The sequence below is a fragment of the Pseudomonas sp. PP3 genome, from assembly GCF_905336995.1.
GTDB classification, from domain to species: domain Bacteria; phylum Pseudomonadota; class Gammaproteobacteria; order Pseudomonadales; family Pseudomonadaceae; genus Aquipseudomonas; species Aquipseudomonas reinekei.
Genome location: NZ_HG995459.1, coordinates 5,824,034 through 5,842,312, shown reverse-complemented (window position 1 = coordinate 5,842,312; position 18,279 = coordinate 5,824,034). Strand labels below are relative to the sequence as shown.

15 protein-coding genes and 1 riboswitch are annotated in these 18,279 nt (G+C 60.7%); of the genes, 8 read left to right on the top strand and 7 right to left on the bottom strand.

The window, feature by feature from the left end; all coding sequences use genetic code 11:
* Nucleotides 1–14: 14 nt before the first annotated feature.
* The gene (locus KHO07_RS26500; RefSeq protein WP_150735622.1) at nucleotides 15–782 is read left to right on the top strand and encodes a glycosyltransferase family 2 protein; all 768 of its coding nucleotides are present in this window, start codon (nucleotides 15–17) and stop codon (nucleotides 780–782) included.
* Between the two features lie 4 nt (nucleotides 783–786).
* Nucleotides 787–1,938, top strand: coding sequence for an O-antigen ligase family protein (locus tag KHO07_RS26495; RefSeq protein ID WP_212625942.1), 1,152 nt, complete (start codon nucleotides 787–789; stop codon nucleotides 1,936–1,938).
* A gap of 41 nt (nucleotides 1,939–1,979) precedes the next feature.
* Here the strand turns inward: KHO07_RS26495 and KHO07_RS26490 are convergent, their stop codons facing one another.
* Nucleotides 1,980–2,621, bottom strand: a complete 642-nt coding sequence (locus KHO07_RS26490; RefSeq protein WP_150735624.1) for a toluene tolerance protein — start codon at nucleotides 2,619–2,621, stop codon at nucleotides 1,980–1,982.
* Between the two features lie 116 nt (nucleotides 2,622–2,737).
* On the opposite strand from KHO07_RS26490, the gene msbA reads away from it, so the two are divergent.
* Together msbA and hldE are read left to right on the top strand one after the other, a co-directional pair.
* Nucleotides 2,738–4,537 (top strand): lipid A export permease/ATP-binding protein MsbA, encoded by a 1,800-nt coding sequence (gene msbA / locus KHO07_RS26485; RefSeq protein ID WP_212625941.1) that lies wholly within the window; start codon nucleotides 2,738–2,740, stop codon nucleotides 4,535–4,537.
* Nucleotides 4,538–4,731: 194 nt separating this feature from the next.
* Entirely contained in the window at nucleotides 4,732–6,156 is a 1,425-nt protein-coding gene (gene hldE / locus KHO07_RS26480) for a bifunctional D-glycero-beta-D-manno-heptose-7-phosphate kinase/D-glycero-beta-D-manno-heptose 1-phosphate adenylyltransferase HldE (RefSeq protein WP_046819873.1), read from the top strand.
* 40 nt (nucleotides 6,157–6,196) lie between these two features.
* Here the strand turns inward: hldE and KHO07_RS26475 are convergent, their stop codons facing one another.
* From KHO07_RS26475 to KHO07_RS26460, 4 genes are all read right to left on the bottom strand, one after another.
* Complete coding sequence (locus KHO07_RS26475) at nucleotides 6,197–7,165, bottom strand: metal ABC transporter ATPase (RefSeq protein ID WP_150735627.1); 969 nt, start codon at nucleotides 7,163–7,165, stop codon at nucleotides 6,197–6,199.
* 33 nt (nucleotides 7,166–7,198) lie between these two features.
* A complete protein-coding gene (locus KHO07_RS26470) occupies nucleotides 7,199–8,011 on the bottom strand; it encodes an aldo/keto reductase (protein WP_212625940.1) in 813 nt (270 codons plus the stop codon).
* Nucleotides 8,008–9,183 carry an FAD-dependent oxidoreductase gene (locus KHO07_RS26465; RefSeq protein ID WP_212625939.1) on the bottom strand — a complete coding sequence of 392 codons (1,176 nt, stop codon included), beginning with the start codon at nucleotides 9,181–9,183 and terminating at the stop codon, nucleotides 8,008–8,010. The genes KHO07_RS26470 and KHO07_RS26465 overlap by 4 nt, the downstream gene beginning before the upstream one ends.
* Nucleotides 9,184–9,330: 147 nt before the next feature.
* On the bottom strand, nucleotides 9,331–9,663 hold the full coding sequence (locus tag KHO07_RS26460; RefSeq protein ID WP_008004867.1) for a multidrug efflux SMR transporter: 333 nt from the start codon (nucleotides 9,661–9,663) through the stop codon (nucleotides 9,331–9,333).
* Nucleotides 9,664–9,766: 103 nt separating this feature from the next.
* On the opposite strand from KHO07_RS26460, the gene KHO07_RS26455 reads away from it, so the two are divergent.
* Complete coding sequence (locus tag KHO07_RS26455; protein WP_150735630.1) at nucleotides 9,767–10,669, top strand: LysR family transcriptional regulator; 903 nt, start codon at nucleotides 9,767–9,769, stop codon at nucleotides 10,667–10,669.
* Nucleotides 10,670–10,680: 11 nt separating this feature from the next.
* Nucleotides 10,681–11,961: a lipid IV(A) 3-deoxy-D-manno-octulosonic acid transferase gene (gene waaA, locus KHO07_RS26450; RefSeq protein WP_212625938.1), complete on the top strand. Its 1,281-nt coding sequence runs from the start codon at nucleotides 10,681–10,683 to the stop codon at nucleotides 11,959–11,961.
* Nucleotides 11,962–12,137: 176 nt separating this feature from the next.
* Here the strand turns inward: waaA and KHO07_RS26445 are convergent, their stop codons facing one another.
* Nucleotides 12,138–13,577 carry a TolC family outer membrane protein gene (locus KHO07_RS26445; protein WP_075947313.1) on the bottom strand — a complete coding sequence of 480 codons (1,440 nt, stop codon included), beginning with the start codon at nucleotides 13,575–13,577 and terminating at the stop codon, nucleotides 12,138–12,140.
* 205 nt (nucleotides 13,578–13,782) lie between these two features.
* A riboswitch (TPP riboswitch) is annotated at nucleotides 13,783–13,888 on the top strand.
* A gap of 165 nt (nucleotides 13,889–14,053) precedes the next feature.
* On the opposite strand from KHO07_RS26445, the gene thiC reads away from it, so the two are divergent.
* Nucleotides 14,054–15,943, top strand: coding sequence for a phosphomethylpyrimidine synthase ThiC (gene thiC, locus KHO07_RS26440; protein ID WP_150735633.1), 1,890 nt, complete (start codon nucleotides 14,054–14,056; stop codon nucleotides 15,941–15,943).
* Between the two features lie 210 nt (nucleotides 15,944–16,153).
* Nucleotides 16,154–17,446 carry a putative hydroxymethylpyrimidine transporter CytX gene (gene cytX, locus KHO07_RS26435; protein WP_150735634.1) on the top strand — a complete coding sequence of 431 codons (1,293 nt, stop codon included), beginning with the start codon at nucleotides 16,154–16,156 and terminating at the stop codon, nucleotides 17,444–17,446.
* Here cytX and KHO07_RS26430 read toward each other — a convergent pair.
* On the bottom strand, nucleotides 17,415–18,161 hold the full coding sequence (locus KHO07_RS26430; RefSeq protein WP_212625937.1) for an RsiV family protein: 747 nt from the start codon (nucleotides 18,159–18,161) through the stop codon (nucleotides 17,415–17,417). The two genes, cytX and KHO07_RS26430, sit on opposite strands and share 32 nt — an antisense overlap.
* Nucleotides 18,162–18,279: the final 118 nt, after the last annotated feature.

The following is an 18,279-nucleotide window of genomic DNA, read 5'->3' as shown; positions in this document are numbered from 1 at the left end:
TGCGGTGTAAATAAATGCTGTTCAGCGAGACTAGCGACATTTCGGTCGTCATCACCAGTTGCGGTCGCTTCGACCTGTTGAAGCGAACCCTGGAGACGTTTGACCGCTTCAACACGGCTCCCATCCGTAAAGTGTTCATCACCGAGGATTCCGGCGATAGCGCTGTCGAAGCCTGTATCCCGGAACACTGGCGGGCGCATACGCAATTTTTCATCAACAACCCGCGCCTGGGGCAGTTGAAGTCCATCGACGCTGCTTATGCTCAGGTCGAGACCTCGTGGATTTTCCATTGCGAAGATGACTGGGACTTCTACCGTGAAGGGTTTATCGAAGAATCCCAATGCTTGCTGGAAGAAGACCCGCAGGCCCTGCAAGTGTGGCTACGCAGCTTCAACCACGATCTGATGGTTCACAGCCCTTATGTGTTCCTGGGCGAGCGGAAAGTCAGCCACGGCATTCCTTTTTATGTGCTCGGCTCGCAGAAGGCTGACTGGCAGGGTTTTTCCTTTAACCCGGGTTTGCGCCGTCGTGCCGACTATTTACTGCATGCGCCGTACTCCGGGTTCTCCGGTGAAAAAGACTTGTCGCGATTGTATGCGGCGAAAAACCGCTACGCGTTGATCCTGGAAAACGATGCGGTGTTGCACACGGGCTTCGGTGAGCACGTTGTCGTTCCCGAAGAGCGGGTGAACAAGAAGCGGCGCAAGCGTCTCGACCGAATCAAGCTTGTTGTGGCACTTGTCGTAGGGCTGGTGGCGGGTTGGGTGCTTCATGGTTTCTAGCGGTATGAAAAGCGGAAAATTCACCGTTTCAGCTTACTTCGGAACAGCGCTTTGTCTGTTCCTGTTGAGCTTTGTCATCGGCTGGTCCTCGAAGTGGACCAACAATCTGTTCTATGGGCTGATGGTATTGCCGGGCCTGGTGTTCCTGATCAAGGAACGAGGTGCGGGGCTGTTCAAGCAGCCTCTGGCCCTGGGGTGGCTGGCATTCATTCTGTGGTTTCTGGTGCCGGCTACGATTGCCGGAGAGTTGCAGTTCTTCAAGCATGTCTTCTACGTGATGATGTTCATCATGGTGGTCAGTGCTTTCAGTGATCCGCACTTTTTTCGCAGCCCAGGGTTTGTTCGAGCGCAATTCTGGATCCTCGCGTTGTACATCTTCTGTTGTGCGCTCTATAGCTGGGTGACTGGGGAATATGCCGTCGGGACGCGGGTGGCGTTGCTGCCATCGCGCCTGCAGAACGTCATCTATGCCAGTGTCTGGTTGTTGTGTTCGCTGGCATTGGCGTTGCCATTCTGGTTCAGGACGCGTCGATGGGTTGAAGCCGGGTCGGCCATTGTCCTGTCGATCTTCGCGGTTGTCTTTGTTCTGCAGACCCGTACAGCGCTGGTCGGCGTTGCGTTCCTGGTGGGTATCTGGCTGCTTTACGGCCTGTACCACAGGCCGCGGCTGGTTGGCAGTGCAGTGGTTATCACTCTGGTCGTTCTGGGGGTTTTGTATGCGGTCGTGCATAACGAAGCCTGGTACCAATCGCTCTGGACCCGAGGCGATTCCTATCGCATCGAAATCTTCAACATCATGGTCGGTGAGTGGCACAACTGCGGCTGGTTGCTAGGGTGCGGGATCGACTTCCATACCGCCCAAGTGCTCGATGGCTGGATGCCAATCCAGCATCCGCACAACATCTTTGTCGCCCTGGGGTTGTACACCGGAGGGGTGGGCCTGGTGCTGTTTATCGGGTTGATGCTGGCCACGCTTTGGCAAGCCTGGCGCCTGCGCGATATTTGGGGCATGTACCTGGCCTGCGCGCTGGTTATGCTGAACTTCGATGGCAGCTTGCTGATCGGCAACCCTGACGAACTGTGGCCGCTGGTGTTGCTGCCTGCGGCAATGGTTTTAGGGCGAGCGCTGAACGCGCAGCGCGCCACGCTGGCATAAGCCGGCGCTTCGCCTCCTCTCCGGAGGCGAAGCGATTCAAATCACTTCTGCAGGGCGCTGTTCAGTTCTTCGGGCGTACAGATGCTCTGGGTCCGGCCATAATTGTGCATGAAGACTTCGCCGTGGCGGTCGAGCAGCCACTGGCGATCCTGCGGGTAACGCACCATGTGCTTGAAGTTGCGCAGTCGCAGGGACTTGCGCAGCGGGCGGCGATAAACCCGTAGATCAGCAATATCGATCAGGCCCAGCTGGTGTTCCGGCGTGAGCACGATGTTGCCCAGGTGCGCCGAGCGGAAGTAAATCCCCCGTTCATGCAGCGTGGCCATGAACACGCCCAACTGGCCGCGCAACGGATCGGCATCGCCCTGGTTATCGAGCAGTTGGCGCAGGGTTTGCCCCGGTAGCGGGTCGTAGTGCACGGCATCGCGCTCGATACTTGCAATTCGATAGACGTCCCGGATCGTCGGGCAGGGAATCTGCCGCTCACGCAGTGCTGTGCAATTGTCGGCAAAACGCCGGGCGTACGGATACCAGGCCGCCGACGTCAGCAGGCGCTTGCGGCGAAACAGCTTGAGGATCGAGCCGTCCGTCAGTCGCAAAACCTTGTCCCCCGAACCATCCGCTTCAAGGACTTGTGCTCCCTCGCGCAGGGCGAGGTATCGGGTGTGATCAAGCGCTTGCATCAATACTCCGGAGTTCGACGCCGTAAGGCATGGATAGCCGGCCATGTTACCGCAGCTCAGCGACTAAAATGGCCTGTGTTACACTCGCGGGCTCTTTTCTCATACAACGGGTTCTCATGACTAGCCCTGATTCGCCTGCGCCGTCGAGCTTGAAGATTTACCTGCGCCTGCTGTCGTATGTACGCCCGTACTGGGGCATGTTTGCACTCAGTATTGTCGGCTTCGTGATTTTCGCCTCGACTCAGCCAATGCTCGCCGGGATCCTCAAGTATTTTGTGGACGGGTTGAGCAATCCTGAAGCGGTGCTGTTCCCCACTGTTCCTTATTTGCGCGATTTGCAGCTGTTGCAGGCCGTGCCGCTGCTGATCGTATTGATTGCCGCGTGGCAGGGCCTGGGTTCTTTCCTGGGCAACTACTATCTGGCCAAAGTGTCCCTCGGCCTGGTCCATGACCTGCGTGTCGAGCTGTTCAACAAGCTGCTGGTACTGCCCAATCGCTACTTCGATACGCATAACTCCGGGCACCTGATTTCGCGCATCACCTTCAACGTGACCATGGTCACCGGTGCCGCCACCGATGCCATCAAAGTGGTGATTCGTGAAGGCCTGACGGTGGTGTTCCTGTTCGGTTACCTGCTGTGGATGAACTGGAAACTGACCCTGGTGATGCTGGCGATCCTGCCGCTGATCGCAATCATGGTCAGCAGCACCAGCAAGAAATTCCGCAAGCAGAGCAAGAAGATCCAGGTGGCCATGGGCGATGTGACCCACGTGGCTTCCGAAACCATTCAGGGCTATCGCGTGGTGCGCAGCTTCGGCGGCGAGACCTACGAAGAGCGTCGCTTTGCCGCCGCCAGCCAGGGCAACACCGACAAGCAATTGCGCATGACCAAGACCGGTGCGGTCTACACGCCGATGCTGCAGCTGGTGATCTACACCGCCATGGCCGTGTTGATGTTCCTGGTACTGTTCCTGCGCGGTGATGCCACTGCCGGTGATCTGGTGGCCTACATTACCGCCGCCGGCCTGTTGCCCAAGCCGATCCGCCAATTGTCGGAAGTCAGTTCGACCATCCAGAAAGGCGTCGCCGGTGCCGAAAGCATTTTCGAGCAACTGGACGTCGAGCCTGAAGTCGACAACGGCACGGTCGAGCGTGATCGGGTCCAGGGTCATCTGGAGGTGCGTAACCTCAGCTTCACGTATCCGGGGACCGAGCGTGAAGTGCTCAAAAACATCAGCTTCACGGCGGCGCCGGGGCAGATGGTTGCACTGGTCGGCCGTTCCGGTAGCGGCAAGTCGACCCTGGCCAGCCTGATTCCGCGTTTCTATCATCACGACGTCGGCGAAATTCTGCTCGATGACGTTGAGATCGAAGACTATCGCCTGCGTAACCTGCGCCGGCACGTGGCCCAAGTGACTCAGCATGTGACGCTGTTCAACGACAGTATTGCCAACAACATCGCTTATGGCGATCTGGCTGGCGCGCCTCGCGAAGACATTGAAAAGGCTGCCACTGACGCTTATGCGATGGACTTCATCTCGCAGATGCCAGAAGGCCTGGATACTCAGGTCGGGGAAAACGGCGTGTTGCTCTCTGGCGGTCAGCGTCAGCGTCTGGCGATTGCGCGGGCACTGTTGAAAAACGCGCCATTGCTGATCCTCGACGAGGCCACCTCGGCCCTCGACACCGAATCCGAGCGCCATATTCAGGCGGCGCTGGACCAGGTCATGAAAGGTCGCACCACGCTGGTCATCGCCCACCGCCTGTCGACGATCGAAAAAGCCGACCTGATTCTGGTCATGGATCAGGGCCAGATCGTCGAGCGCGGCACCCACGCTCAATTGCTGGCGCAAAACGGTTATTACTCGCGCCTGCACGCAATGGGACTGGACGCGCCGGCCGAAGACATCGCCTGAAACCCTCTTTTGCAGGAGCTGCCGCAGGCTGCAATCTTTTGACTTCGTTTTTAAAGAAGCTCAAGAGATCGCAGCCTCGTTGCTCTCGACAGCTATAGTCTCTTCGCGAATTTATCCGTTGCAGCCGTCGCACAAGCCTGCGGCTGCCCTGTGTTAATATCGCGCCCCTGTTCATTTTGTATGTGGGTTGCTCCATGAAGTTGTCCATGCCGCGATTCGATCAAGCCCCTGTCTTGGTGGTCGGCGATGTCATGCTCGACCGTTATTGGCATGGTGGTACCTCACGGATTTCCCCTGAGGCACCAGTACCGGTAGTCAAGGTCGAGCACATCGAGGACCGCCCCGGCGGTGCCGCCAACGTTGCGTTGAACATTGCCGCCCTCGGCGCCCCGGCCTCGCTGGTCGGCGTGACCGGCGACGATGAAGCCGCCGACAGTCTGGTCAATAGCCTCAAGGGTGCAGGCGTGCGGGCGCTGTTCCAGCGCATCGCGCACCAGCCAACCATCGTCAAGCTGCGGGTCATGAGTCGGCACCAGCAATTGCTGCGTATCGACTTCGAAGAACCGTTCGCCACCGACTCGCTGGCGTTGTCGGTGCAAGTCGACGAACTGCTCGAAGGCATCAAGGTGCTGGTCTTGTCTGACTACGGCAAGGGCGCACTGAAAAACCACCAGGTGCTGATCCAGGCCGCCCGTGCCCGTGGCATTCCGGTGCTGGCCGACCCCAAGGGCAAGGATTTTTCGATCTACCGTGGTGCGAGCCTGATCACGCCGAACCTCAGCGAATTCGAAACCATCGTCGGTGGTTGCGCCGATGAGCACGAGCTGGTGAGCAAGGGCGCGCAGTTGATGCACGACCTCGACCTCGGCGCGTTGCTGGTGACCCGTGGCGAACACGGCATGACGTTGTTGCGTCCGGATCATCCGGCCTTGCACCTGCCGGCCCGCGCCCGTGAGGTGTTCGACGTCACAGGTGCCGGTGATACGGTGATTTCTACCCTGGCGGCGGCGATTGCTGCAGGCGAAGAACTGCCGCATGCGGTGGGCCTGGCCAACCTGGCGGCGGGCATCGTGGTCGGCAAACTGGGTACGGCAGCGATCAGTGCACCGGAACTGCGTCGCGCCATCCAGCGTGAAGAAGGTTCGGAGCGTGGTGTGCTGGGCCTCGAGCAGTTGCTGCTGGCCGTCGATGACGCCCGTGCGCACAACGAGAAGATCGTGTTCACCAACGGTTGCTTCGACATCCTGCATGCCGGCCACGTGACCTACCTGGAGCAGGCAAGGGCGCAAGGCGATCGTCTGATCGTTGCGGTCAACGACGATGCGTCGGTGAGCCGCCTGAAAGGGCCGGGTCGTCCGATCAACAGTGTCGACCGGCGCATGGCGGTACTGGCCGGTTTGGGCGCGGTGGACTGGGTGATCAGCTTCGCGGAAGGCACGCCGGAGAACCTGCTGCGCGAGGTCAAGCCGGACGTCCTGGTCAAGGGCGGGGATTACGGGATCGACCAGGTCGTCGGCGCGGACATCGTCACCGCTTACGGCGGCACCGTGAAAGTGCTGGGGCTGGTGGAAAACAGTTCCACGACCGCGATTGTCGAGAAGATCCGCAAGTCTGAGTGATTCAGCCCTTGTAGGAGCTGGCAAGTCAGCTCCTACGGGTTCAGGAGCTGACTTTCTTGCGCGGCACGATCTTCTTCAGCAGCAGCTTGGCCTTCCCCCGCAACCGCGCCAGGCCGCTGTCTTTGTCCGGCGGGTTCAACCCTTGCTGCCTCACCCAATCCTTCCAGCGAATCCGCTCATCGCGTACCAGCCAGCCTTCCTGCCGGGCAAAACTCTCGGCCAGAAACAGCCCGCGCGTGCTCGCCGGGTACAGCTGATCCTTCTTCAAGGTATACAGCTCGGCCATCGGGTGGCCGTCTTGTAAAGGCATCAAATACAGGTCGGGACGTTTGCGATCGAGGCGCGCCACCAGTTGATCGCCTTCCAGCCGTTCGTCGACGTGGAACAGGCTCAGGGACTTGGCCTCCTTGGGCACTTCCAGGCGCAAGTCGTAAATCAACTGCAACGAGGCCGTCGGCAAGTGCACATAGGCCCGTGGTCGTTCGATCAGCTGCAGGTTGGCGCAACGCACCGGCCGTGCCGAGCCGGACAGTGGTGACAGGCGAAACGGCAGGGCTTCGCGGTAATGCAGGGCGGACGAGTAGGGCGCTGGCAACCAGGTGTCATTGAAGCGCCCGCCGAGCCAGCCTTCCGGGGTTTCCAGCAGACACTCTTCGGCAATCTCCTGGATCGCCGTGTGCAGCGGCAGGTTCAGCTCGTGGGCTGGCACGTACCCGGAAATCAGCTTGAGCACCACGTCCCCGCGATCCTGCCGACGTTGACGCACCAGTACCCAGTAATCTCGATTCTGCCAATGCAGCGTGAGGCGCACCGACACTCCGAGGTTGGCCAGTTCCAGGGCAAAACGCTCGGTGTCGGCGACGGTCACCGGGCGGCGACGTTGCAAGGTCTGGGAGAAATTCAGCGGCCTCCCGACGCTCTGGTAACTCAGGCCTTCGGGAGTCGCTTCGACGAATAACGGCAGGGTCTTGAAGTTGCTCGGGTTCTTTCTTATGAGCGTACGCGGCATGTCGGCTCCTGCTTTAGGCCGCGTGGGGCGGCATCAGTGGCTGCGTAGGACCTGGGCAACGGTCGCGACGTTATGGGCGAGGTGCAGCGGGTTGATTGTCCCGACAATAGCACTGGCCACCCCCGGATGTTCAAACAACAACTCGAAACTGGCGCGCACCGGGTCCACCCCGGGACTCAGGCATACGTGACCACTGGCGAGGGCTTTTTTGACCAGAATGGCTTTGCCGTGAGCAGCAGCATAGTCAATCACGGCTTTTTCGGTTTGCTCGTTCAGATTGTAAGTGACCATCGCGCAGTCACCTTGTTCCAGAGCCTTCAAGCCACCCTCGACGGTTTTGCCGGAAAAGCCGAACCCGCGAATCTTGCCCTCGGCCTTGAGCGCGGCGAGGGTTGCGTAGACTTCGCTATCGTTGAGGATCGCCAGATCGTTGCCATCGGAGTGCACCAGCACCAGGTCGATGAAGTCTGTTTCCAGACGTTGCAGGCTGCGCTCCACGGAGAGCCGGGTATGCGCAGCGCTGAAGTCGTGGCGCGATTGCCCGTCGGCAAACTCTTCGCCGACCTTGCTGACGATTACCCAGTCCTGACGCTGACCGCGCAGGAGTGGGCCGAGGCGTTCTTCGCTGCGGCCATAGGCGGGGGCCGTGTCGATCAGATTGATGCCAAGGTCGCGGGCCAATTTGAGCAGCATCCGCGCTTCGTCGTCATCGGGAATCTGGAAGCCACTGGGATACTTCACCCCTTGATCACGGCCGAGTTTCACCGTGCCCAGGCCCAGCGGCGAAACCAGCAGGCCGGTGCTGCCCAGCGGGCGATGCAGGTCGAGCAAAGTGGTTTGGCTCATGGCAGAAGTCGCTCCCAGGCCGGAACGCCCATCGGTGGCTTTGGCAGCGGCGGCAGCGCGGATACCGGACCCGGTTGAATGCCGTCTCGGGCAAGGCTGTCGATCACCCGGTCGGCAAAGTCAGGCGCCAATGCCAGCTTGGTAGGCCAGCCGACCAGCAGTCGACCTTCCTCGGCGAGGAACGCGTTGTCGGGGCGGGTCAGGCCTGATTGCAAGGGTTCGGCACGATCCACGCGCAAGGTTGCCCATTGCACCGTGCTCAGGTCGATCCAGGGCAACAACTGGCCGAGTTCTTTTTGCGCGGTGGCGATCTGTTCGGCTGGCTCGCGGGCCACGCCTTCGCTTTCGGCGATATCGCCGCCCATGTACCAGACCCACTGGCCATCGGCAGCCGGATGCGTGGTCACGGTAATGCGCGGTTTGGTGCCGCCACCCAGGCAGTGGGCGTAGAGAGGTTTAAGGCTCGGGCCTTTGGCGATGATCATGTGCAACGGGCGGCGTTGCATGGCGGGTTGGCTCAACCCCAATGCTTCGAGCAGCGCAGCTGTTCCGGCGCCGGCGCTCAAGACGATGCGCTGCGCGCGGATCTCGCGTTCGTCGACTTTCAGGCCGACCAGCACGCCGCCTTCCAGCAACGGTTCGATTTTCTGTCCGGCGAGCAGGCCATCACCTGCAAGATCCGCCAGGCGCTGGATCAGGCTCGGCACGTCGATGACCAATTCGGCCAGGCGATAGACTTTGCCTTTGAAACGTTTGTCTTGCAGGGCCGGTGGCAGTTGATCTCCCTTGACCTGATCGACGCGGCCGCGCACGGCTTTGCTGGCGAAGAAGCTGGTGAGGTTGCCGGCGATCGTGCCAGGGGACCAGAGGTAGTGGGCTTCGGACAACAGGCGCACGCCGGACAGGTCCAGCTCGCCGTCACCGGCCAGCGCTTCGCGCCAGCGACGCGGCATATCGGCAATGGCTTCGGAGGCACCGGTCAGCGCGCCATGCAGTGCGTACTTGGCGCCGCCGTGGATGATGCCCTGGGACTTCACGCTCTGCCCGCCACCGAGGGTGGCGCTTTCCACCAGCACGGTCGAAAAACCCTGGCGGCGCAGGCGCGCATTCAGCCAGAGGCCGGCGACACCAGCGCCGACAATCAGAGCGTCGGTGGAAATAACGGATGGCATTCGGCGACCTCAGTGTTCAAGACGAGGACGCAGTATACAAGGCATCTTCAGGATCTGTTGCAGGTGACCTGTAGGAGCCGGCTTGCTGGCGATAGCGGTGCATCAGATACACCGCCATCGCCGGCAAGCCGGCTCCTACAGAGTGTGTCAGTGCCCGGCGGTTTTGGAGAACAGCTGGATGACAACGACACCCAGCACAATTAACGCCATGCCCAGCATCGCCGGCACATCGAGCTTTTGCCCATAGATAAACAGCGCCGCCACACTGACCATCACGATGCCCATGCCGGCCCACACCGCGTAGGCGACACCCACGGGAACGCTGCGCACCACCAGGGTCAGCATCCAGAAGGCGATACCGTAGCCGACGATGACCAGCAGCAGTGGCAACGGCGTGCTGAAGCCTTTGACCGCTTTCATCGAAACAGTGGCAATCACTTCGGCGCAGATGGCGATGGCCAGGTAGTAGTAAGCGGTCATGGTTCAATCCTCGTGTGAAGTGTTGCTTTCTGAGGTCGGCATTCTAGTGTTTCTCCAGATGCGGTAAAGTCATTACCTATCAGCATGGGAGATAGGTTGAGCCATGAACACACAATGGAATCTGGAGCAGTTGCGCCTGTTTGTCAGCGTAGCGGAGCAGCGATCGTTTTCCGCCGTGGCGCGGGATCAGCGCAAGGCGCAATCGGCGGTCAGCAGTTCGATTGCATTGCTGGAGGAAGACTTGGGTGTCAGCCTGTTCGACCGCAGCAGCGGGCGTCAGCCGACACTCACCGAGGCCGGCACCGCCTTGCTGGAAGAGGCCCGCGAAGTGCTGCGCCAGTGCGAACGGCTCAATGGTCGGGCGCTGGCGATGATGCGCGGGCAGGAGGCCCGATTGCGGGTGGCCCAGGACGAGGCCATGCCTTACCAGCCGATCATCGAAAGCTTTGAGGCCCTGGCGGAAAAATTCCCCAGTGTCGAAGTGCAATTGACCAGCGCCGCCCAGGGCGATGTGGCGCGTAAACTGGTGGAGCGCAGGGCCGATCTGGGGTTGTTGTTCTTTCATGACCAGATTCCCGAGGCGCTTGAGCGGCGGGTGCTGGGCAGCGTTGAAATGGTCACGGTGTGTGGCAAGGATCATCCGCTGGCGACCAAGGGCACGGTGGATTGCCAGCAATTGGCGCAGCACCGTCAGCTGTTGATGTCGACCGAGTCCAGCATCTATCCCGGCAGTGAGCCGGCCAGCCCGCAAGTCTGGCGAGCCGACAGTTTCTACGTGATGGCCGAATGGCTGGTGCGCGGCCTCGGTTGGGCTTGGCTGCCGCGCCATGTGGTGCAGTACCCGACGTATCAGAATCAGATGGTTGAACTGGTCAGCGAGTGGACTCCACCGGCGCTGGTGGTGGAGCTGGTCTGGCGCCGCGACGAACCCCTCGGCCCGGCGGCGCGCTGGCTCGCCGAACGTTTTGCCGTGCACTTGCAGGCGATCGGCGAAAAAAGCCGATAAACTCCGCCGCCATGAATAGAACTCTCTACACCGCGCTGTTTTATCTGGGGCTGCCATTGGTAGCGATTCGGCTGTGGCTGCGCGCGCGCAAGGCGCCGGCCTATGCCAAACGCATCGGCGAGCGTTTCTCCTACGCAATGCCGGCAATGAAGCCGGGCGGCATTTGGGTGCACGCGGTGTCGGTAGGCGAGAGCATCGCCGCCGCGCCGATGATTCGCGCCTTGCTGCTACGTTATCCAGACCTGCCGATCACCGTGACCTGCATGACGCCGACCGGTTCCGAGCGCATCCAGGCGTTGTTTGCCAATGAGCCGCGCATCCAGCACTGCTATTTGCCTTATGACTTGCCGTGCGCTGCAAAACGCTTTCTTGATCGGGTCCAGCCAACACTGGCGGTGATCATGGAGACGGAATTGTGGCCCAACCATATTCATCAATGCGCCAGGCGCGCAATTCCCGTGGCGCTGGCCAATGCGCGGTTGTCCGAACGATCCGCCAGGGGCTACGGCCGCTTCGGTAAATTGACCGGGCCGATGCTCGCCGAGATGAGCCTGTTCGCCGTGCAGACCGAAGCCGAGGCCCAGCGCTTCCGTGATCTGGGCGCCCGAGCCGAAACCGTCGAAGTCACGGGTTCGATCAAGTTCGACCTGACCATCGACCCGCAGCTGTTGGAGCGCGCCAGCGAGTTGCGTGGTCAGTGGCAGGCGCAGGAACGCCCGGTGTGGATCGCCGCCAGTACCCATGACGGCGAAGATGAAGTGGTACTGGCGGCCCATCGTCAGTTGCTGGCCAATCACCCTGATGCGTTGCTGATTCTGGTGCCGCGTCACCCGGAGCGATTCAATTCGGTCTACGGGTTGTGCCAGCAGCAAGGGTTTGCCACGGTGCGGCGTTCCAGCGGCGAGCCGGTCACCGCTGCCACGTCGGTGCTGCTCGGTGACACCATGGGCGAACTGCTGTTTCTCTATGCCTTGGCCGACAGTGCATTTGTCGGCGGCAGCCTGGTGCCGAACGGCGGGCATAACCTGCTGGAGCCGGCGGCCCTGGCCAAACCGGTATTGAGCGGTCCGCATCTGTTCAACTTCCTCGAGATCGCCGCGCAGTTACGCAGCGCCGGGGCGTTGCAGGAAGTGGAAGATGCCGAAGGGCTGGCGCTGGCGGTGCAGCGGCTGTTCGAACTGCCACGGGATGCGCAGCGGATGGCGGAGGCGGGCTTGAAGGTGATGCGCCGCAATCAGGGTGCGTTGCAGCGGTTGCTGGATGGACTAGGCCGGTTGATCGACCGGGCTTGAATCGATCGTTGTCCGATTGTGGCGAGGGAGCTTGCTCCCGCTGGGCTGCGAAGCAGCCCCATACCCCGACACCGCGCTAAATACAGACATATCGCATTGCCAGGTTTTACGACTGCTTCGCAGCCGAGCGGGAGCAAGCTCCCTCGCCACAGAAAGCTTTCACCCAAGTTACCTTTTTACTGCCCCGGTCTTGCCTTCAACTGCTCAGCCGCAGCCTTGGCCAGATCCGGTGGCAGGAAGTCCTTGTCCGGGTTGTAGTCGGCTTTCAGCCAACGAGCCAGGTCCTGCAAATCCCCCGGGTTCAACGTACCGGCCTGTTGCTTGAGGCGCAGGTTGTCGAGGATGTAGTCGTAGCGGGTGTTGTTGTAGTCGCGCACCGAGGTGTACAGCTGGCGCTGCGCATCGAGCACGTCGACGATGTTTCGCGTCCCCACCTGATAACCGATTTCGGTCGCTTCCACCGCGCTCTGGTTGGAGATGATCGACTGTTTGCGTGCCTGTACCTGCTCGACATCGGTGTTCACCGCGCGATGCAGGTCGCGGGTGTTTTCGACGATTTGCCGGCGCAGGGATTCACGCTGCTGCTCGGTCTGGTCCAGTTGTGCGTACGACTGACGGACCTGGGAATTGATCAATCCGCCACTGTAGATCGGGATGTTCAGTTGCAGGCCGATCGTGGATTGCTCGACATCACCCTTGTACGGCTGGCCAAAGGCGTTCGGGTTGCTGAAACCCAAGGCGTCGTTGTCGCCCTTTTCGTATCGGGCCACGGCGTCGACGGTCGGCGCATGGCCGGCCTTGCGCTGCTTGAGGGTCTGCTCGGCGGCGCTGACGGCGTAGTTGCTGGCCAACAGATTGAGGTTCTGTCTGGCGGCGGTTTCGACCCATGCCTTGGCATCGTTCGGCACTGGCGGCAGGATCGGCAAGTTATGGGAAATGCCCCAGATGGCGTTGTACTGACGGTTGGTCAGGGTCACCAGGGCTTCGAACGCATCATCCACCTGGCGCTGCGCAACGATGCGGTTGGCGCGTGCGGTGTCATAGCTGGCCTGTGAGTTCAGCACGTCGGTCTTGTCCGAAAGGCCGACATCGAAGCGCTCGTTGGATTGGTCCAGCTGGCGCTTGAATGCGGCTTCTTCGGCCTTGGTCGAAGCCAGGTTGTCCTGGCTGCGCAACACGTTGAAGTAGCTGTCGGCGGTTTGCAGGATCAGGTTTTGCTCGGTCGCCGAGAGTTGCAGGGCGGCCTGTTCGTTGACGTCCTTGGCGGCCTGGAACTGGAACCAGCGATCGGCACGGAACAGCGGCTGCGCCAGGGTGGCCTGGTAGGAGTGGGCATTGCGGTTGGCCGTGGCCGACGGCTGATCGATCGAGGTGCGGACGCTGGAAACATCCGCGCCGCCCGACAGATTCGGCAGCAGCCCGGCGCGGGCCTGGGGCACGACTTCTTTCTGGGCACCATATTGAGCGATGGCAGCCGCAAGGTCGGCGTTGTTGTCCACCGCCTCCTGATAGACGCTGACCAGATCGTTCTTTGTCGACAAGGGCGCTTCTGCTGCCCAGGCCATTCCATTGGACGCACATGACACGGCTACGGCCAGTGAGAGTTTGCGCAGCATAGGCGATCCCTAGTAGAAATATTACACAAGTAATTTGAGCGCCAAGGCTAAGGCGCTACAGGTGCAGCGTCAATGCGCAGCTCGGCGTAGCGAGTGTAGTTGTGCATTCGAGCGGCAACAATCCTGCCTGCCCCTGTAATTACGCCATTCATCATGGTGTTTACAGCGGTGTTGGCGTTCTTTGTCAGTTGTGTCTAGACTGGCCGGGTTCTTGTCGGGGTGCCTTGCTATGAGGCTGAGATCGAATAATTTCGGATCCCGTTGAACCTGATCAGGTTAGCGCCTGCGTAGGGAACAAGATTTCTCGTCACCCGGCGAGTCCTCTTGTGCTTCGTCCGGGATGTTGTTCGACAATCGAACACCCCTCGAGCACTGAGCACAGCACAGCTGGATTTCCCAGCGCACGTGCGTCCATTCGTTTACAGGTTCGCTCCGACAAAAATCCATTGCCTGGATGAGTGTCTGGAGAGCCCGTGATGACTACAAAAGCAAAAATTACTACCAACCTGAGTGACTCGGCCAAGGTCGATCAGCAATCGGTGCAGCCGTTTACCCGCTCGCAAAAAATTTACGTCCAGGGCACTCGCCCGGACATTCGCGTGCCGATGCGCGAAATCAGCCTCGACGTGACGCCGACCGACTTTGGCGGCGAGGTCAACGCTCCGGTCGTGGTGTATGACACTTCAGGCCCGTACACCGATCCCAACGTCATCATCGACGTGCGCAAAGGCCTGGCCGACGTGCGTTCGCCGTGGATCGAAGCCCGTGGCGACACCGAGCGTCTAGCTGGCCTGAGCTCGAATTTCGGCCAGGAACGTCTCGCCGATCCCGAGTTGACCAAGCTGCGTTTCGCCCACGTCAACAATCCACGTCGCGCCAAACCAGGCGCCAACGTCAGCCAGATGCACTACGCGCGCCAAGGCATCATCACCGCCGAGATGGAATACGTCGCCATCCGCGAAAACATGAAGCTGGAAGTGGCCCGCGCCGCCGGCCTGCTGGACCAGCAACACGCCGGCCACAGCTTCGGCGCCAGCGTGCCGAAAGTCATTACCCCCGAATTTGTCCGTGACGAAATCGCCCGTGGCCGCGCGATCATTCCGGCCAACATCAACCACACCGAACTGGAACCGATGATCATCGGCCGTAACTTCCTGGTGAAGATCAACGGCAATATCGGCAACAGCGCCCTGGGTTCGTCCATTGAAGAAGAGGTGGCGAAACTGACCTGGGGCATTCGCTGGGGTTCGGACACGGTCATGGACCTGTCCACCGGCAAGCACATTCATGAAACCCGCGAGTGGATCATCCGCAACTCGCCGGTGCCGATCGGTACCGTGCCGATTTACCAGGCCCTGGAAAAAGTCGGCGGCGTCGCCGAAGACCTGACCTGGGAGCTGTTCCGCGACACGCTGATCGAGCAGGCGGAGCAGGGCGTCGACTACTTCACCATCCACGCCGGCGTGCTGTTGCGCTATGTGCCGATGACCGCCAAGCGCGTGACCGGCATCGTTTCCCGTGGCGGTTCGATCATGGCCAAGTGGTGCCTGGCGCACCACAAAGAGAACTTCCTCTACACCCATTTCGAAGACATCTGCGAAATCATGAAGGCCTACGACGTCAGCTTCTCGCTGGGCGATGGCCTGCGTCCAGGCTCGATTGCCGATGCCAACGATGAAGCGCAGTTCGGCGAACTTGAGACCCTCGGCGAGCTGACCAAAATCGCCTGGAAGCACGACGTGCAGTGCATGATCGAAGGCCCGGGCCACGTGCCGATGCAGTTGATCAAAGAGAACATGGACAAGCAGCTCGAGTGCTGCGACGAGGCGCCGTTCTACACCCTCGGCCCGCTGACCACCGATATCGCACCGGGCTACGACCACATCACCTCGGGTATCGGGGCAGCGATGATCGGCTGGTTCGGTTGCGCCATGCTCTGCTACGTGACGCCGAAGGAACACTTGGGCCTGCCGAACAAGGATGACGTGAAGACCGGGATCATCACTTACAAGATCGCCGCTCATGCCGCCGACCTTGCGAAGGGGCATCCGGGCGCGCAGATTCGTGACAACGCCTTGAGCAAGGCGCGCTTCGAATTCCGTTGGGAAGACCAGTTCAACCTGGGCCTCGATCCGGACACCGCTCGCTCGTATCACGATGAAACCCTGCCGAAGGATTCGGCCAAGGTCGCGCATTTCTGCTCGATGTGCGGGCCGAAGTTCTGCTCGATGAAAATCACCCAGGAAGTCCGCGAGTATGCGGCCAACCAGCGGATCGAAGCAGTGGACGTGGACGTCGCCCAAGGCATGGCGGAACAGGCTGAGCGGTTCAAGAAAGAAGGCAGTCAGCTGTACCAGAAAGTTTGATCTGAGCAGCGCACATGGGTGCGCCGCTTACCCTTGTGGCGAGGGAGCTTGCTCCCGTTCGGCTGCGAAGCAGTCGCAAACCCTGTATTCGCGATCTGTCTGTCGGAGCGCCGCGACTGGTTTTGGGTCTGCTCCGCAGACCAGCGGGAGCAAGCACCCTCGCCACACGGGTGGTTTGCACAACAACAATGTCCCTCTGAGATAACACCCTTGAGCATTCAACCCAGCACTTACTCACCTGACCTCGCGGTGCCGATCGACAAACGTGTCTTCGGCGGTCGCGATCTGTTTTCCCTGTGGTTCTCCCTCGGCATCGGCCTGATGGTTCTGCAGACCGGTGCACTGCTCGCGCCGGGCCTGGGCCTGTCCGGCTCGTTGCTGGCGATTTTCCTTGGCACGCTGGTCGGCGTTCTGCTGCTGGCGGCGGTCGGCGTGATCGGCAGCGACACCGGCCTGTCATCGATGGCCGCGCTCAAACTCAGCCTCGGTGCCAAAGGCGCGAGCCTGCCGGCGGTGCTGAACCTGCTGCAGCTGATCGGTTGGGGTTCGTTCGAAATCATCGTCATGCGCGATGCTGCCAGCCTGTTGGGCGCAAAGGCTTTCAGCGACGGCAGCCTGATGTCCAACCCGATCCTGTGGACGCTGTTTTTCGGCGCCCTGGCAACCTTGCTCGCGGTCAGCGGGCCGTTGACCTTCGTGCGCCAGATCCTGCGTAAGTGGGGCATCTGGCTGCTGTTGGCGGCGTGCATCTGGCTGACCTGGAACCTGTTTGCCAAAGCTGACCTGGCCGCGCTGTGGGCGCAGGCCGGCGATGGCTCGATGCCGTTCGCCGTGGGCTTCGACATTGCCATCGCCATGCCGCTGTCGTGGCTGCCGCTGATTGCCGACTACTCGCGTTTCGGCAAGCGGGCGAAAAACGTTTTCGGTGGCACTGCCATCGGTTTCTTCATCGGTAATTTCTGGCTGATGAGCCTGGGCGTGGCCTACACCCTGGCGTTCGCGCCGAGCGGCGAAGTCAATGCCTTGCTGTTGGCGCTGGCCGGTGCCGGCCTGGGGATTCCGCTGCTGCTGATTCTGCTGGATGAGTCGGAAAACGCCTTTGCCGATATTCACTCGGCGGCGGTGTCGAGCGGGATTCTGTTGCGTTTGAAAGTCGAGCACCTGGCATTGGCCATTGGCGTCGTCTGCACCTTGATCGCCTTGCTGGCGCCATTGGCCCAGTACCAGAACTTCCTGCTGCTGATCGGCTCGGTGTTTGCGCCGTTGTTCGGCGTGGTGCTGGTGGATCACTTCATCCTGCGCAAACGCAGCGGCCAGGTGGCGTCAGCCGCATTGCGCTGGCCGGCGCTGCTCGCCTGGCTGGGCGGGGTCAGCACCTATCATCTGCTGGCCAATCTCTATCCGGATATCGGCGCAACCCTGCCGGCACTGGTGGTGGCAGGGCTGTTGCAGCTGGTGCTGGGTCGGGCCTTCAGTTACGGCCGGGAAACAGCTCGGGCTTGAGGATGCCGTTCAGGCGGGGGTAGGGGATCTTCAGTTCGACATGGCCCAGCGCGTAAGGCGCGATGCTGCTGGTTTCGTACTTGAGGATCACCCCGCCATAGGTCAGCGCCACGTTCTGGGTTTTCTGGAACGGCCAGCTCTTGACGAACTCCGGTTCCTGATCGAGCTTGGTGCTGATCAACCAGCTGTTGTGCGCCACCTGCGCGGCTTTCCAGAACGCGTCTTCCTGCCCAGGCACCAGCATGTCCGACAGCGTCAGCACTTTATGCTGCTGACGGGAATAGTTGATGAAGCCACGACCCGGCGTGCCATGGGCACCACCTGTGTCCAGGTAGCTGGACAATTCGATGATCACCAAGCCGTCATGCTGCTCGCGTACTTTCGCTTGCAGGTAGCTGCTGTTGCGCGGGCCGGCGGTACGCAAGAACTGCTCGCGGTAAGCCGCCAGTGTCGGTGCTACCGGGGCATCGGGCGAGGTGCGGGTCATTTGCAACAGGCGTTTTTCGATGATGCCGTCCAGCGCGGGCTCGGCAGGAAAATGCAGGGTGTCGATGTTCACCAGTGGGCAATCCTGATCCTTGCAACCCGGCTGGAGCTGTTCGGTGGCGTCGCGGGTTGTTTCCAGCGGCGCGCGATAATTGGGCTGGAACAAACTCTGGCAGGCGCCCAGAGTCAGGGCGACGGCGGCCATGGAGGCGATTTTAAAAAGCGACATGGGTGTCCTTCATAAATCAGGGAAAGGCAAAAAGTTACCCGCTTCGACTATCAACGGAGCAGTCAGTTCGCCACTAAGCTAATTAGAGTGGGTTTCGCCCTCACCGTCTATCCCGCTG

Excerpts from the sequence above, each read along its gene's own strand:
- KHO07_RS26470 (WP_212625940.1), bottom strand. The coding sequence starts at position 8,011 with ATGAGCCAAACCACTTTGCTCGACCTGCATCGCCCGCTGGGCAGCACC.
- KHO07_RS26495 (WP_212625942.1), top strand. The coding sequence starts at position 787 with ATGAAAAGCGGAAAATTCACCGTTTCAGCTTACTTCGGAACAGCGCTT.
- msbA (WP_212625941.1), top strand. The coding sequence starts at position 2,738 with ATGACTAGCCCTGATTCGCCTGCGCCGTCGAGCTTGAAGATTTACCTG.
- KHO07_RS26430 (WP_212625937.1), bottom strand. The coding sequence starts at position 18,161 with ATGTCGCTTTTTAAAATCGCCTCCATGGCCGCCGTCGCCCTGACTCTG.
- KHO07_RS26500 (WP_150735622.1), top strand. The coding sequence starts at position 15 with ATGCTGTTCAGCGAGACTAGCGACATTTCGGTCGTCATCACCAGTTGC.
- KHO07_RS26445 (WP_075947313.1), bottom strand. The coding sequence starts at position 13,577 with ATGCTGCGCAAACTCTCACTGGCCGTAGCCGTGTCATGTGCGTCCAAT.
- KHO07_RS26490 (WP_150735624.1), bottom strand. The coding sequence starts at position 2,621 with ATGCAAGCGCTTGATCACACCCGATACCTCGCCCTGCGCGAGGGAGCA.
- KHO07_RS26460 (WP_008004867.1), bottom strand. The coding sequence starts at position 9,663 with ATGACCGCTTACTACTACCTGGCCATCGCCATCTGCGCCGAAGTGATT.
- KHO07_RS26475 (WP_150735627.1), bottom strand. The coding sequence starts at position 7,165 with ATGCCGCGTACGCTCATAAGAAAGAACCCGAGCAACTTCAAGACCCTG.
- waaA (WP_212625938.1), top strand. The coding sequence starts at position 10,681 with ATGAATAGAACTCTCTACACCGCGCTGTTTTATCTGGGGCTGCCATTG.
- thiC (WP_150735633.1), top strand. The coding sequence starts at position 14,054 with ATGACTACAAAAGCAAAAATTACTACCAACCTGAGTGACTCGGCCAAG.
- hldE (WP_046819873.1), top strand. The coding sequence starts at position 4,732 with ATGAAGTTGTCCATGCCGCGATTCGATCAAGCCCCTGTCTTGGTGGTC.
- KHO07_RS26455 (WP_150735630.1), top strand. The coding sequence starts at position 9,767 with ATGAACACACAATGGAATCTGGAGCAGTTGCGCCTGTTTGTCAGCGTA.
- KHO07_RS26465 (WP_212625939.1), bottom strand. The coding sequence starts at position 9,183 with ATGCCATCCGTTATTTCCACCGACGCTCTGATTGTCGGCGCTGGTGTC.